Below are 14735 nucleotides of genomic sequence, written 5' to 3' on the forward strand. Positions count from 1 at the left end.
CAACCATGAAAACTGAACGCCAGATGGGGGCCGGACTCGGCCTGAAATCGAATCATTACTCAGATGCGCTCGACTGCAAGGCTGAGGGTCTCTGGTTCGAAGTTCATCCGGAAAACTACATGGTAGGTGGTGGCCCCCGTCTCGCATGGCTGGAGGCAATCGGGAGTCAGCACCCGCTGGCGCTGCACGGCGTTTCGCTTTCACTTGCTGCCGATTGTCCGCCGGACGAAAACCATTTGAAGCGCCTGAAAGCGTTGGCAGATCACGTTCAACCTGCGTTGATTTCCGAACACCTGGCCTGGTCAGCATGGCGTGGTCAGTATCATCCTGACCTGCTGCCATTCCCTCGCACGGTCGAGGCATTGCAACGCATCGTAAGCAATATCCAACGGACACAAGACGCCCTGGGGCGTCATATCGCAATTGAAAACCCGACTCATTACCTAAGCCTAGATGGTCATGAATTCAGCGAACTCGATTTTTTGACCGAATTGAGCGTGAGAACTGGCTGTGGGTTGCTGCTGGATGTCAATAACGTGCATATCAGCGCGCATAACCTGGGCTTTGATGCCGCGACGTATCTAGATGCCTTCCCGGCTAAGGCGATTGTGGAAATCCATTTGGCGGGTCACGCAGTGGATCCGGGAGATACGAGCCTGCTGATAGACACTCACGATGCTCCAGTCGCAGATGACGTTTGGTTGCTGTATCAACGAGTTATCGAACGGATCGGGATGCGCCCGACTTTGATCGAGCGCGACGACCATATCCCAGGATTCGACGTCTTGCTGGCTGAAAGAGACAGAGCCCAGGCTCTGTTGAACATCGGTAAGAAGCGACCATCGGAAGTGACGGTATGAACACATCACTCGAAAGCTTTCAGGATGCATTCGTCGATGCGTTATATGGGCGTGATTCGAGTGGAATGACTGCTCTAATCGAACAGCCCGGTTTTTTGGTGTACCGCAATACTGTATTGAAAGGATCCACGGATGCACTACTCGCGAACTTTCCCACCATAGAGCGTTTGGTCGGGACAGACTGGCTCAAGGCAGCCGCAGCGATCTATGCCCGGCAGTCTCCACCAACGGATTCCCGGTTGCTGCACTACGGCGCTGATTTCCCGGACTTTCTCGATGCCTTTGAGCATGCGCGAGAAATGTCTTATCTGGGTGACGTCGCGCGCCTCGATCTACTCTGGACAGAAGTCCATTGCGCTAAAGATGAACCCGATATTAATCCTAACGCGTTAGCGGGTCTGTCCCAAAAGGAGTTGGCCCGCAGCCGGCTCACACTGAGAGCAGCTTTCCGTTGGGCCTGGTTCCCAGACCACCCGGCCTACACCATCTGGCGCTTCAATCGCGAACAACGGGACATGCCTGACGAGCTCGAATGGCGCGGCGAAGGAGCGCTTCTGACGCGCAAGCAGGGCCGGGTTTGTTGGGAGGCAGCCAGTGCTGCGGATTGCACGTTTCTGGACGCCTGCGCGGGACACTTGCCGCTTGAACTAGCAGCAGGAAAAGCTCTCGAGGTTCAGCCTGACTTGGATCTAGCAGACCTCATTGCCCGCTTGTTGAAAGCCGACGCGTTCGTTGCTGTAAACATCCAAAGCTCTTTCTGAAGAATTAATACCGACTTAAACAACGGAGCAAATCATGGACGCGATACGAAATACTTCGTCCAAAGCCGATAAATCTTTGCGTGGCATTTGGAACCGCATTGCAGATCGACTTGGCTTGATGATTGGTGACTCGCTATTGGTGCTGGTAGCTCGCCTATCCATCGCAGCCATGTTCTTTATGTCAGGACGCACCAAAGTCAGTGGATTTTTGACGATCACACCCAGTACCTATGAGTTGTTCCGCACAGAATACGCACTGCCACTGATCTCTCCGCAACTGGCAGCGCATCTCGCTACCTACAGTGAGCATTTGTTTCCACTGCTTCTTGTGCTGGGTCTGTTCTCACGACTATCTGCTTTAGCATTACTGGGAATGACCTTTGTAATCCAAGTGTTTGTCTACCCCGATGCCTGGCCAACACACCTTTCCTGGGCAGGCCTGTTATTGCTCATCGTCGCACGTGGTGGTGGTTTAATGTCTCTGGATCGACCACTCGGCATCAAATGATGCTTTGTACCTTGTCCTCGTCCTGTCTGTCGGGGGCGTGTGATAAGTCAAAGCCAATTTTTTCGCACAGATAACAGGCTTTAAGCGTCGGTGCTCAATACTGAAATAGGTAAATTTTCCTGGTTTGCGGACTGAAAAGTCCAAAAGTCAGTAATTGAGTATTTTGTGCTCGTCCAAATAGATATTTGGCGACGTCGGGGTTGAGGAACCGTGCTTGTTCCATTGCATGTACTAGGAGCCTCAGCACGATCACTGGCCGGTTGCGAGAGATCAACAGGAACACCGAGAGGCTGTGGCCTCAGAACATCAGTTTTCGAGAGTAGCTATCGCCATGCACGCAATGTTACCGCTTCTGAATGCCTTGAGCTTTCCGCCCCTCCGCCGAGGGCATCTGGAAGCCTTGCAGATCAATCTCACCTACCTTTGCAACCAGCGCTGTCTGCACTGCCATGTCAATGCAGGCCCCACTCGCAAGGAATCCATGACGGATGAAAGTCTTGCGCTGTTGCATCGAGTTATTGATGCGCATCCAGTGAAAACCCTCGACCTGACAGGGGGCGCTCCTGAAATGCATCCCCGTTTCAGAGAAATCGTTGTCCATGCTCGGCGAGAAGGGTTGCGTGTCATTGACCGCTGTAATTTAACGATTCTCAGTGAACCAGGGTATGAAGGCTTAGCGGAGTTTCTGGCTGAGCAAGGAGTTGAGGTGACTGCATCTCTGCCTTGCTACTCCCGAGAGAATGTCGACAAGCAACGAGGTGATGGGGTATTCGACGCCAGCATTGAAGGCCTCAAAAAGCTCAACAGTCTTGGGTTCGGCATTTCTGACACAGGCTTAATCCTAAATCTTGTTTACAACCCTCAAGGCGCAGCCTTGCCCCCGCCGCAGGCTCAGCTCGAGATCGATTACAAAGCTCACCTGGCTGAGGATTTCGGCATTCAGTTCAACCATCTCCTGACTATTACCAACCAACCCATTGCCCGCTTTGGAAGCACCTTGGTCAGCAAGGGGCAGTTCGGTAATTACATGCAGCTGCTCAGAGATAGCTATCGATCAGAGAATCTCGATGCAGTCATGTGCCGGAACTTGGTCAGCGTGGACTGGCAGGGTTACCTCTACGACTGCGACTTCAACCAAATGTTAAACCTGCCGATGCTCATGCCTAATCTGATTGGTCGTGATCGGCCCCATCTACGTGATTTGCTCGAATCTTCGAGCCTTGAAAACAACCTAATCAGCACTCGCGACCACTGCTTTGCTTGTACCGCTGGTCAGGGTTCGAGTTGCGCTGGCGCATTGAAGGGTTAAGGAGAGGATCAATGGAGCCCAATAGTCTGCTAGGTGTGTTTTTTTGGGGTTTTTTACTGATTTATGGCCTCATCATGTATGCATTGTCTCCTCGTGCTGTAACGCTGGGTGGCTTTTTCCATGGCGAAGATTCGCAAGGTCGTAGCGCGGCTCCCTGGTTAGTGACATCGAGTATTTTCATCAGCTGGATTTTCGCCAAATCTGTAACGAATGCCGCCAACTTGGGAGCAAGCTACGGATTGGTTGGTGGCCTAGCCTATGCCACGTATTGGCTTTCAATCCCTCTGGCAGGTTTAGTCATATTCAGACTGCGCCGACGTTTCGGCGCTACGGGGCTGGTGAGCTTTCTGACCACCAATTATGATCGCGCTGCGGCACTGGCTTTCAGCGCAGCTATCCTTATTAGGCTATTTAACGAGGTCTGGAGCAATACCGCTGTGGTCGGTGGCTATTACGGTGCTGCCGGTAGCACTGAGTTTATCGTAGCTGCCTCGTTGTTCACCCTGGTGACGCTGGCTTACAGCCTGCGTGGTGGACTTCGCAGTTCAATCATGACCGATGCGGCCCAAGCAGGAATATTCCTGATTGCCCTTGTCTGGGTACTTGGCTTGGTTTTACCGCAGCACAGCACCAAGCAGTTGATGAGTACCAGTCATTGGGCGATGAGCTCAGGCGTTGATTTATTACTGGTCGCAGGGCTCCAAATATTCAGTTACCCATTTCATGATCCCGTCCTCACGGATCGTGGCTTCATCAGCGAAGAACGGACGATGCGGAGATCTTTCTTCGTTGCCGGAGTGCTGGGTTTTGTTGCCATTCTTGCGTTCAGTTTGATTGGTGTACACGCCACCCTCGTCGGAATGAGTGTTACCGATAACGTCCCAGCGGCGCTGGCGAAATCCATGGGGGTGGTCGCTCTGCTGGTCATGACCGTAGTGATGGTCTCAGCGGCAGGCTCCACTCTTGACTCTACTTTTTCTAGTCTGGCCAAGTTAGTGGGTCGAGAGCTGCCACTGTTGGCTGGATATGACATAGGCAAAAAGGCTATCGGTGTAGGCATGTCTGTGATGGTGATCTTCGCCGTCTTTGGCAACATTCCGATGCTCACCGGCACCGACATTCTAAAAGCAACAACGCTGAGCGGCACAATGGTTATCGGTCTCGCGCCAGTGTTCGTTTTACACGGGGTGGTGACTCCAACTCGATTGGGGTTCCACCTGAGTTTCTGGTGCGGTATTGCTCTGGGCATCGGACTTACCTTGGGCTGGATACCTCAAAGTTGGGCTATCGGTGATGGAAAATATGCTCTGCTTTTGGGTACCAATCTTTACGGGTTGGCGCTTTGCATATTGAGCTATTTGATCCCAGGTTACCTATCTAAGCGGGTCGCGATATGAGTCGGGTTCGAACGCTCATGCGACCTGGCCGCGATTGTCCTCTGGACTACAGATTGCCGCCCACCGCATTCAATGGGCCAACACAGTTTGGCTGCAAAACGCTCTACGTAGTGGGAGGCCTTTACGGAAACACCCATGCATTAGGTGCGCTGGAAGTGTTGCTGGCTGAGGAGCCAGAAGCGCGTGCCGTATTCAACGGCGATTTGCACTGGTTTGATCGTGATCCAAAGATCTTCCGGGGCCTCGAGGAGCGCGTTACCCCTCACGTTCTTCTTCGCGGTAACGTTGAAACTGAGTTAGTCCGGGTGAAAGACAGCGGAACGGGATGCGGGTGCGCCTATCCTGAGGAGGTAACAGAAATCACGGTCGCTTGGTCTAACTCTATCCATGAACGGCTGTGTGAAACCTTCGCTACTCTTCCCTCGTTGAGGGCTTCAGTTGCATTGCGTCCTGCCCATGCACTGGTCGAAGTCGCCGGACGTACAGTCGCCATCAGTCATGGTGATGAGCGTTCACTTGCCGGCTGGCAGTGTTCACGTCAGGCATTGAAATCTGTTGATCGCCAAAAGGAATTGGCGGATTGGATGGCTGAACGAAAAATCGACGTATTCGCCACCAGCCACACATGCTCCCCCGCAGCCTTGAGCTGGGGGGCTGGGGCGGTGATAAATAACGGTGCTGCCGGCATTCCAAACTTCAACGCAGAACGTAAAGGGCTTGTCACAAGGATAGCTTCCACCCCCCATCCCCAGGCGCTTTATCGCGCGCAGTTGCTCGGACTCTATGTCGAAGCAATCTCGCTTGAATACGACCATGCGGCCTTCCTCCAGGACTTCGACCGACAATGGCCCTCACAGAGCCCTGCAGCACTTTCTTATCGTGATCGTTTACTCAATGGAACTGACGATCTTCCACCATCAGCCTTGCTGGGCGGCTTTCAGGAGTGTTCAGTTTCTACGGTAAAGGATCCACTCTCATGAACCTTCGTAAGCTCATACTTTTTGCGGTGATAACTGCACTGATCGCCTCTTTTTTTATCTTCGATCTGGGCCAATATCTCGACCTGACAAACCTCAAAACCCAGCAGGAAGCGTTTAGTGAACAGGTGTCTGCCAACCCTTGGTTCATTGGCGGCGCGTATTTCTTTCTGTACGTAATGGTGACTGCACTGTCTCTACCCGGAGCCGCCCTCATGACTCTGCTTGGCGGTGCATTATTTGGCTTATACGGCGGTACGCTCCTGGTGTCCTTTGCATCTACGCTTGGGGCCACATTGGCGATGCTGATCAGTCGCTTCATGCTGCGCGACTGGGTGCAAGCCAAGTTCAGTAAACGCCTGACGGGAATAAACCAAGGGGTTGAGCGTGAGGGGGCATCCTACTTATTCGCCTTGCGACTGGTACCCGTATTCCCCTTCGTATTGATCAACCTGGCGATGGGATTGACCAAGTTGCCTGTGCGTACATTCTGGTGGGTCAGTCAGTTGGGTATGCTGCCCGGCACGTTGGTTTATGTGAATGCTGGTCGCGAGCTTGGTCAACTCAACTCGTTGGCTGGAATCCTCTCACCCAGTCTCATCGGCGCATTCCTGCTGCTTGGGTTGCTACCAATTTTGTCTCGCAAAATTCTGGAATGGTTCAAGACTCGTAAAGTGTATGCGGGCTGGAAGAAGCCCAAGCGATTTGATCGCAATTTGGTGGTTATTGGCGCGGGCTCCGGTGGCCTGGTATCGGCGTACATAGCAGCGGCGGTGAAAGCAAAGGTTACGTTGATCGAAAAGCACAAGATGGGTGGCGACTGTCTGAACACGGGGTGTGTGCCTTCAAAAGCACTCATTCGATCTGCCAAATTTGCCCACGAACTTAAAAAAGCCGAAAGCCTAGGTTTTAGGTCGGTTACTGGCAAGGTTGATTTTGCGGCGGTCATGCAACGTATTCAGCGCGTGGTATCGGAAATCGAACCGCATGATTCCGTCGAACGATACAAAGGGCTGGGCGTAGAAGTCATTGAGGGAGAAGCGAGGATCACCTCTCCCTGGACTGTTGAGGTCAATGGTAAAGCTCTCAGCACTCGATCCATCATTGTCGCCACTGGTGCCCGTCCATTGATACCCAAAATTGACGGTATTGAGCTCATCACTCCTCTTACCTCGGACAACATATGGGCATTGCGCGAACAACCAAAACGATTGCTCGTATTGGGCGGTGGGCCCATCGGTTGTGAGTTGGCACAAGCATTCCAGCGCCTCGGTAGTGCGGTGACCCAAGTCGAAATGGTTGAGCGACTATTGATCCGTGAGGATGTCGATGCGAGTGACATCGTCATGACAAGCCTCAGGGCGGATGGAGTTGATGTTAGGTTGCAGCATAAGGCTATACGTTTTGAAGTGCTTGAAGGCCAGCAGCAACTTATTTGCGTAAACCTGGCAGACAACAGCGAAGTGAAAATACCTTTCGATCAGATGCTTTTGGCCTTAGGCCGGGTCGCTAATGTAAAGGGTTTCGGCGCTGAAGAACTTGGTCTGGAGGTGCGGGGTAATGGCACTCTGAATACCAATGAATACTTGGCAACACGCTTCCCCAATATATTTGCTGTAGGGGATGTCACGGGGCCTTATCAATTCACCCACACCTCAGCGCACCAAGCCTGGTATGCCGCAGTGAATGGACTGTTTGGGGGCTTTAAGCAATTTAAAGTCGATTACCGGGTGATTCCTTGGGCGACTTTCACTGATCCAGAGGTGGCACGTGTTGGCTTGAATGAGCAAGAAGCCAAATCCCAAGACATTGCCTACGAAGTCACCCGCTTTGGCATTGATGATCTAGATAGGGCTATCGCCGATGGCGCAGCCTACGGTTACATCAAAGTGCTGACTGAACCTGGCAAGGATCGGATCCTTGGCGTAACAATCGTAGGCCAGCATGCAGGCGATCTAATCACCGAATACGTGGCTGCCATGAAACACGGCTACGGCATGAACAAAATACTCGGCACGATCCATATTTACCCTACGTTGGCTGAAGCGAACAAATATGCTGCGGGAGAATGGAAGCGTGCCCATGCCCCCATCGGCGCACTGCGCTGGCTTTCAAAATTCCATCGATGGCGCCTGGGGGGCAACCAGCGTGTTGAGCCTGCCCTCAAGACAGATGAGAAGCTCTCTTGATCACGGAATTTGACCTCCTGCTGGCAGGAGCTGGTCATGCTCATTTGGGTGTGCTTCGCCACTGGCGTTCTGTTTCTCGGCCTCAGGGACGTATCGCGCTCATAAGCGATGGGGCATCGGCTTGGTACTCTGGGATGCTTCCGGGCTTGCTCGCTGGAAGGTATCGGCCAGAGCAGTGTCGAGTAACTCTACCTGCGCTCTGTGCTAGCGCAGGGATTGACCTGATACAGGGCCGAATTGTTGGCATCGACCCCAACTCAAACTCGTTGAGGCTTGCCGATGGGCGTGTTTGCTCGGCTACCTGGTTGTCTCTAAACGTCGGCTCAAAACCAGAGCCACCGCAGGGAGACTTTCGCGAGTTGGAGCTGGTTCCTGTGAAGCCTTTCGAGGGGCTCGTCTGCGCCTGGCGTACCTGGCAGAAATCACCTATGCCCTTGGCAATTCTGGGTGGTGGTGCCGCAGGGGTTGAGCTCGCTCTTGCCCTTGCACCTCAAGTCCCACAATTAACACTTATAAGCTCAGGAGAGATCCTTGCTGGGCATCCACCAGGCTTGAGAGCGCGGGCAATACGGTGCCTTGTGAGTGCTAATGTAAAGGTTATCGAGGGTTCAGCAGTCGATACAGTGCATGGCGATGCATTGCTATGTGAATCGCAGATTGTATGGCGCGGTAAACGACTCATTTTGGCCACCGGAGCAGCGCCTCTGCCTTGGTTAAAAGAGGGAACGCTTGCTCAGGATGGTCGTGGGTTTATCGCGATTAGCCCGACTCTTCAAAGCGTATCCCACAAGCAAATTCTAGCCGTTGGTGATTGTGCCAGCCTGCCTGATTGCCCGCGTAACGGTGTTTATGCGGTGCGCCAGGGGCCGATACTCGCAAAGAATTTAGCGGCGGCTTTAGAACACCAACAGCTGAGCGATTTTTTGCCTCAACGCCACGCATTGGCACTTTTGGCAGACGGTAAGGGCGGTGCCTTGATGAGCTGGGCAGGGATAACTGCGCAAGGCCGTTTATTTGGATGGTGGAAAGATCGACTTGATCAAAAATTTATAAAAAAGCTAACGATCATATGATGATAATCATTGCGCTGAAGCAAATAACTAATTCCACATAAAAGCACTGAGGTGTTGTAATGAAGAGTTGGACACTGCTATTACTAAGAGTTTCACTTGGCTGGCTATTAGTCATTTGGGGAGCAGACAAGGTATTTAATGTAGGGCACAGCGTGGCTGTGGCTAATAAATATTACCTGGGCTTAGGGACTGAAAGTATCCTGCAATTGGGCGGAGCAGTTCAAATGCTCGTTGGATTGCTAATCATTGTTGGCTTTGCTCGACGCTGGGTTTATCCAATACAGGTACTCTTCAACGGCACATCCCTTCTGGCCGTGATGAAATCAGTCATAGATCCATGGGGTTGGTTTTTTGAGGGATCCAACGCCTTGTTCTACCCGTCGATTATTATCTTTTCAGGGAGTGTACTGTTGATCGCGTTTCGAGACGAGGATCGACTTGCTTTGGATAAGCGCTAATAAACAGCCCATAGAGAGGTGTTAGTTCAGAAGATTCAGAAGATAGTAGCTGGCAGACAGGATGCAACCTACCATTCCACATTACCGAATAAAATTTTTACCCCGTCCGCCACTCAATTTGACGTAGTCACTGAAGGTATTGCACATGATCGCCCGTTGGCGCTGGGTAACGAATCAACTCACTAAAAGGCTTTGGTTCAGAGCCTCCTTGTTCTCAATTCTAGGGGTGGCTACGGCTCTTCTCGCCGTTGTTTTCAAAGACTTCATCCCGGAGTCATTGCCAGCGCGCATCGGCGCGGATGCGGTGGACAAGATTCTGGGGATCATTGCTTCCAGCATGCTGGCCGTCACAACCTTTTCGTTAAGCACGATGGTCACCGCTTACGGGGCCGCGAGTAGCGGAGTGACACCGCGCGCCACCACCCTGGTCATGGAAGACACCACGACCCAAAATGCCCTTGCTACGTTCATAGGCTCATTCCTCTTTAGCCTGGTAGGGATCATCGCATTGAGCACGGGAGCCTATGGCACGCAAGGTCGAGTATTACTGTTCGCAGTGACGATAATTGTGGTCATCTTGATCGTTTACACCCTCTTGCGCTGGATCGATCACCTGTCAAAACTCGGAAGGGTGGGAGAAACCATCGACCGCGTCGAGAAGGCTGCGATAAAGGCAATCACTCAGCGAGTTCAGTGGCCCTACTTAGGTGGTTCAGCTTACCCGACCGATCTGTCGCTACCTCCTGGCACAATCACAGTCAAAAGTGAGCTAACAGGCTATGTGCAACATATCGATGTGAGCGCACTTGGAGCTATCGCGCAGGACGATCAAACACAGATTTATCTGGAGGTGCTTCCGGGGACATTTGTGCACGAGGGAATGCCACTCCTCCACATTGTGAGCTTGGGCAACACGATGGCCGGTGATACCGATACTGCAATAGAGAAGGTTCTAGCGACTCTGACCATCGGCGTCCGCCGAACCTTTGAAAATGATCCCCGCTTCGGACTTTGCGTGCTCTCGGAAATCGCTTCTCGCGCCTTATCGCCTGCGGTGAACGACCCTGGGACAGCCATCGATGTCATTGGCCGGGGAGTGAGGACTTTAACTTGCTGGAGCAAGCCTCACGTGTCGGGCTCGCATACAGACCAAGGCTGTAAACAGATCTTTCTCCGAGGGTTGACGGTTGATGATCTGTTCGATGATTTTTTTGCTCCGATCAGCAGGGACGGTGCAGCTTTGCTGGAAGTTAACGTGCGCCTGTTGAAAGCCCTCATCAGTCTCGCTGAGATAAACCCTGCGATCTTTAAGGATGCATGCGACAGGCACGTGGTTCTTCTGATCGCTCGTGCAGATACCACGTTAACGCTGCAGCATGAGAAGGATCAACTGAGCTCACTGGCTAGAACGATGACACGGTAAGGTCTATCGAGTTGGGTTCTTTGGCGTGGTGGCAGGTTCTGCGTTCTCGAGAAAACCTCGCGCCAATTGCTGATACAACTCAGGGCCCATTCTTGAACTGACAGCCTTGGCGATCAAGGCTACCGCCATGAGACTGATCACCATACTGTGGCTATCAATCATCTCCATCACAATTATTGCGGAGGTGATTGGCGACTGAGTAACGGCAGCCAGAAAACCAACCATGCAGAGTGCAATAGTGGGCTGCGCGGCCAGGTGGAACAGCTCTGCGGTATTGGCGCCGACTGCTGCCCCTACAGCGAGCGAAGGGGCGAAAATACCTCCTGGAATACCAGAGAAGTAGGTCACTACAGTCGCTAAGAATCGCGTAATGGCGGCGTGCCATGGCAGGACTACATCGGAGGCGATGACTTGGGAGGTAATGCCGTATCCGCTACCAAATGACATTCCGCCACTGAGCCAGCCCAATACTGAGACGACTAATCCACAGATACCGGCAAACCACACTGGGTGCAGGCGCCGCCATTGCCATATGATGAACTTTGGGTGCCGCTGTGGCCATAACAACATTCGGCTAAATAAACCACCCAATAGCCCACATCCAACCCCTATTACCAATGCCGGGACGACTATGTCGAGGTTAATGTCCTGAATGCCGAAATGACCGAAATAGTTGTAGTTTCCCTGCAAGGCAATGGCAACCATCCCAGAGAGGATGATGGTGCTAAGAAGAACGCCGCTGGTACGGGTTTCAAGCTTGCGTCCCAGCTCTTCTACCGCGAATGCGATCCCGGCCAGTGGCGTATTAAATGCAGCCGCAATACCCGCTGCACCTCCCGCCAGAATGAGATCCTCGCTGCGCACGATTCGCGCGTTTGGCAGGAAGCGGTGAAAGAAGTGCATGATGGATGCCGCAACCTGAACTGAGGGGCCTTCACGCCCCGCCGAAAAGCCGCCTGTCAGCGCCAGAGTTCCAAGGCTTATCTTGGCAAAAGCGATACGCAGTGAAACCAGTTTGTTAATGGGCTTACCTTGGTGGGCAAGCCGTGTTGCTGCGATAACCTGCGGAATTCCGCTGCCTTGTGCACCCACGAAAAAGCGCGTTGTCAGCCAAACTACGAGCATGCCGATCAGCGGAGTGTAGATAAGAGGAAGCCAAGCTCGTTCAGCGGTCTGTTGCGCAAACTGCGCCAGGGCTATATCGGCCAGCCTTGCAAAAGCCACCACCAGCAGCCCGGCAATGGTTGCTGCAATCCACAGCGTTACCCTAGTGCGCCAGCGCATCGAGGCGAAGCCTCGGCGTAACAGCATTATCGGTTTAATCACCCGAAGAATTCCCGTTGAACTCGCAATGTTGGCGGCAAGACTAAACAAATAAGCCGCTATCTCCAAACAGCGTTGCGCAAGCTGGAGCAGAAGGCTCACCTATCGCTTCACCGTTAGGTGAGCGCTACCCAGGTTTTTTTTATCCAGCGTCTACAGCACCTTTAAGCAGATAGCTTGCGAGCCTCATCTTGGCTTTTCCATGCGTGTTCCTCCCTCGACGTTCGATTCTCCGAGCGACTGAGAGGCTGCGTACGACTCACGCACCTCTCGTAGCCAAAACTCGACAGACTCTTCTCAGTCCAGCACAAAAAACTTATTTCGGGGCATACGCAGCCACAGACTTGCGAATCTCCTCCCGAGTGAACGAGCCCCATGAAAGACAGGACACCGTTTCCCCCTTACGATAAGGGATAGGCAAACGGTTATGTTTATGACTAACAGCAACGATAAGAGTGGGGAGCTTTTGGGCCAGGAGCGGCGGCGCCGCTGGAGCCCAGAGCAAAAGCTGGCCATGGTTCGCGAGAGCCTTGAGCCAGGGCAAAGCGTTTCGGTGGTGGCTCGGCGTAACGGCATCAATGCCAACCAGCTGTTCCTGTGGCGCAAGCTGTATCAGGACGGCAGCCTGTCGGCGGTCAGTGCCGGTGAAGCCGTGGTGCCGGCCTCCGAGCTGAGCGATGCGCTCAAGCAGATCCGTGAACTGCAACGGATGCTGGGCAAGAAAACGATGGAAGCAGAAATCCTCAAAGAGGCCGTGGAGATCGCCCGGTCGCGAAAATGGATTGCGCACTCACCCTTGTTGCCGGGGGACGACCAGTGAAGCTGGTCAGCGAATGTCTCGGTGTGGCGCGCTCGCAATTAACGGTTCGAATCAAGCAATCGGTATCGCCCAAAATACGGCGAAGCAGACCTGTGAACGATGCTGAGTTGGTGGCCGAAATCCAGCAACAGGTCAGCGAACTGCCCAGCTATGGCTACCGTCGAGTCTGGGGATTGCTGCGTCGCGCCCGTGAAACCCAGTTGCTACCCGCGATCAACGTGAAGCGGGTTTACCGGGTGATGCGTGATCACAACCTGCTACTTGAACGCCGGATCAAACAACCCGGCGTGCCGCGTCGGCACGAAGGCCGTATTGCGGTGGAAAGCAGCGATACGCGTTGGTGCTCGGACGGCTTTGAGTTCCGCTGCGAGGACGGCGCCAAACTGAGCGTGACCTTTGCCCTGGACTGCTGTGATCGCGAAGCCATCGGGTGGGTCGCCAGCCCGACCGGGTACAGTGGCGATGATATCCGCGACTTGATGCTGGAAAGCGTGGAGAAGCGCTTCGGTGATCAACTGCCGACCACGCCGGTGCAATGGCTCAGCGATAACGGCTCGGCGTACACCGCCGAACAGACACGCCTGTTTGCTCGACAGATCGGTTTGCAGCCGGTGACCACCCCAGTTCGCAGCCCGCAGAGCAACGGCATGGCCGAGAGCTTCGTGAAAACGATCAAGCGTGACTACGTGGCGCACATGCCTAAGCCGGATCGAGAAACGGCGTTGCGTAACTTGGCAATTGCCTTCGAGCATTACAACGAGCAGCATCCGCACAGCGCCTTGAATTACCGTTCACCGAGGGAGTTCAGGCGCTTGGCGGCAGCATCAATTTAACGGGGAGTTGGTGTCCGGTTTTGTAGGGGCAAGTCCACCGAGCCTCATCAGCGCTCCCCCAACGGCCCATCTTCACCCACTTACCCGGCTCCAATGCCTTGCAGTTTTCGAAGAAGTGCTGGATCTGTGCGAGCAAAAGTACGGGAAGATCTTCCCACTCTTTCACGTCGCTGTACTTAGAGCTGAGCTTGTCATGAGGCACCGCGATTACTTTGGCGCCAGCACCTGCTTCGCTTGTCATATACATAACACCAACCGGGCGGCTGCGAATTACAACGCCAGGCGATACCGTGTACGGGCAAATCAACACTACGCCCCGAGGATCGCCATCATCACTCAGCGTATTTGGAATAAATCCGTAGTAGGCGGGATAAAGCATCGATGTGCTGAGGAAGCGGTCAACGAAGGTCTGTCCACTTGTTTTATCCACCTCGTATGTAACCGGAGAATGGTTTGCAGGAGTCTCGATTACCGTAAAAAAGTCATCAGGGATCGCGATACCTGATGGAATGTCCGTATAACTCACGTTCCCACCTCAAAGGTTTACGAATGGCTTGGAGGCCTTTCTGCCGAGGGTGCCCATTTCAATTGGGGTTTTTATATAGAATACGGGAATCTCCTCAATCTCCAACCTCTTGAACAACCTTTCGAATTCATAGCCATTCGAATTTCCGTCGGATGATCCGCCAGCTCAAAAAAATGCGATGAGTGCAATTTCCCTGTGTGCCCAATCCTTCGATTCCTGTGCAGAGGGTCGCGCCGCGCAACCCCATCTCTTTAGCCATGCTCAACCTATCCATTACG

General features: G+C 53.2%; 13 protein-coding genes and 1 pseudogene. 11 read left to right on the plus strand and 3 right to left on the minus strand.

Features of this window, described 5'->3' with window-relative positions; all coding sequences use genetic code 11:
* Positions 1–5: 5 nt before the first annotated feature.
* The 10 genes from bufB to ACX3YD_RS22840 all read left to right on the plus strand — a co-directional run bounded on the left by bufB (position 6) and on the right by ACX3YD_RS22840 (position 10955).
* Positions 6–860: an MNIO family bufferin maturase gene (bufB, locus tag ACX3YD_RS22795; protein ID WP_458961095.1), complete on the plus strand. Its 855-nt coding sequence runs from the start codon at positions 6–8 to the stop codon at positions 858–860.
* On the plus strand, positions 857–1621 hold the full coding sequence (locus ACX3YD_RS22800; RefSeq protein WP_458961096.1) for an HvfC/BufC family peptide modification chaperone: 765 nt from the start codon (positions 857–859) through the stop codon (positions 1619–1621). The genes bufB and ACX3YD_RS22800 overlap by 4 nt, the downstream gene beginning before the upstream one ends.
* Positions 1622–1655: 34 nt before the next feature.
* Positions 1656–2129 carry a DoxX family protein gene (locus ACX3YD_RS22805; RefSeq protein ID WP_458961097.1) on the plus strand — a complete coding sequence of 158 codons (474 nt, stop codon included), beginning with the start codon at positions 1656–1658 and terminating at the stop codon, positions 2127–2129.
* A gap of 331 nt (positions 2130–2460) precedes the next feature.
* The gene (gene arsS, locus ACX3YD_RS22810) at positions 2461–3438 is read left to right on the plus strand and encodes an arsenosugar biosynthesis radical SAM (seleno)protein ArsS (RefSeq protein WP_458961098.1); all 978 of its coding nucleotides are present in this window, start codon (positions 2461–2463) and stop codon (positions 3436–3438) included.
* A gap of 11 nt (positions 3439–3449) precedes the next feature.
* Positions 3450–4835 carry a sodium:solute symporter gene (locus ACX3YD_RS22815; RefSeq protein WP_458961099.1) on the plus strand — a complete coding sequence of 462 codons (1386 nt, stop codon included), beginning with the start codon at positions 3450–3452 and terminating at the stop codon, positions 4833–4835.
* 53 nt (positions 4836–4888) lie between these two features.
* Complete coding sequence (locus tag ACX3YD_RS22820; protein WP_458961100.1) at positions 4889–5815, plus strand: hypothetical protein; 927 nt, start codon at positions 4889–4891, stop codon at positions 5813–5815.
* Positions 5812–8001 (plus strand): FAD-dependent oxidoreductase, encoded by a 2190-nt coding sequence (locus ACX3YD_RS22825; protein WP_458961101.1) that lies wholly within the window; start codon positions 5812–5814, stop codon positions 7999–8001. Before ACX3YD_RS22820 ends, ACX3YD_RS22825 begins: the two co-directional genes overlap by 4 nt.
* A complete protein-coding gene (locus ACX3YD_RS22830; RefSeq protein ID WP_458961102.1) occupies positions 7998–9074 on the plus strand; it encodes an FAD-dependent oxidoreductase in 1077 nt (358 codons plus the stop codon). Before ACX3YD_RS22825 ends, ACX3YD_RS22830 begins: the two co-directional genes overlap by 4 nt.
* Positions 9075–9133: 59 nt before the next feature.
* Positions 9134–9532, plus strand: a complete 399-nt coding sequence (locus tag ACX3YD_RS22835; RefSeq protein ID WP_458961103.1) for a DoxX family protein — start codon at positions 9134–9136, stop codon at positions 9530–9532.
* Between the two features lie 145 nt (positions 9533–9677).
* Positions 9678–10955, plus strand: coding sequence for a DUF2254 domain-containing protein (locus ACX3YD_RS22840; protein WP_458961104.1), 1278 nt, complete (start codon positions 9678–9680; stop codon positions 10953–10955).
* Positions 10956–10958: 3 nt separating this feature from the next.
* On the opposite strand, the gene ACX3YD_RS22845 is transcribed toward ACX3YD_RS22840, so the two are convergent.
* Positions 10959–12281, minus strand: a complete 1323-nt coding sequence (locus ACX3YD_RS22845) for a chloride channel protein (RefSeq protein ID WP_458962077.1) — start codon at positions 12279–12281, stop codon at positions 10959–10961.
* A 430-nt stretch (positions 12282–12711) separates the two neighbouring features.
* Here ACX3YD_RS22845 and ACX3YD_RS22850 point away from each other — a divergent pair.
* Positions 12712–13931 (plus strand): IS3 family transposase gene (locus ACX3YD_RS22850; protein WP_371106590.1). Its coding sequence is split into 2 segments (ribosomal slippage): positions 12712–13057 and positions 13057–13931, totalling 1221 coding nucleotides; the frame shifts between segments, so codons are not numbered across the junction.
* Here ACX3YD_RS22850 and ppa read toward each other — a convergent pair.
* Both ppa and ACX3YD_RS22860 read right to left on the minus strand, forming a co-directional pair.
* Positions 13903–14457, minus strand: a complete 555-nt coding sequence (ppa, locus tag ACX3YD_RS22855; protein WP_458961105.1) for an inorganic diphosphatase — start codon at positions 14455–14457, stop codon at positions 13903–13905. The two genes, ACX3YD_RS22850 and ppa, sit on opposite strands and share 29 nt — an antisense overlap.
* Positions 14458–14466: 9 nt before the next feature.
* Positions 14467–14722, minus strand: a pseudogene (locus tag ACX3YD_RS22860) (DUF190 domain-containing protein); the annotation flags it as partial.
* Positions 14723–14735: the final 13 nt, after the last annotated feature.

It is taken from the genome of Pseudomonas fluorescens group sp. PF-1 (assembly GCF_054481335.1).

Bases quoted from the DNA above. Each gene is read 5' to 3' on its own strand.
- ACX3YD_RS22805 (WP_458961097.1), top strand. From the start codon at position 1,656: ATGGACGCGATACGAAATACTTCGTCCAAAGCCGATAAATCTTTGCGT.
- ACX3YD_RS22825 (WP_458961101.1), top strand. From the start codon at position 5,812: ATGAACCTTCGTAAGCTCATACTTTTTGCGGTGATAACTGCACTGATC.
- arsS (WP_458961098.1), top strand. From the start codon at position 2,461: ATGCACGCAATGTTACCGCTTCTGAATGCCTTGAGCTTTCCGCCCCTC.
- ACX3YD_RS22800 (WP_458961096.1), top strand. From the start codon at position 857: ATGAACACATCACTCGAAAGCTTTCAGGATGCATTCGTCGATGCGTTA.
- ACX3YD_RS22840 (WP_458961104.1), top strand. From the start codon at position 9,678: ATGATCGCCCGTTGGCGCTGGGTAACGAATCAACTCACTAAAAGGCTT.
- ACX3YD_RS22815 (WP_458961099.1), top strand. From the start codon at position 3,450: ATGGAGCCCAATAGTCTGCTAGGTGTGTTTTTTTGGGGTTTTTTACTG.
- bufB (WP_458961095.1), top strand. From the start codon at position 6: ATGAAAACTGAACGCCAGATGGGGGCCGGACTCGGCCTGAAATCGAAT.
- ACX3YD_RS22835 (WP_458961103.1), top strand. From the start codon at position 9,134: ATGAAGAGTTGGACACTGCTATTACTAAGAGTTTCACTTGGCTGGCTA.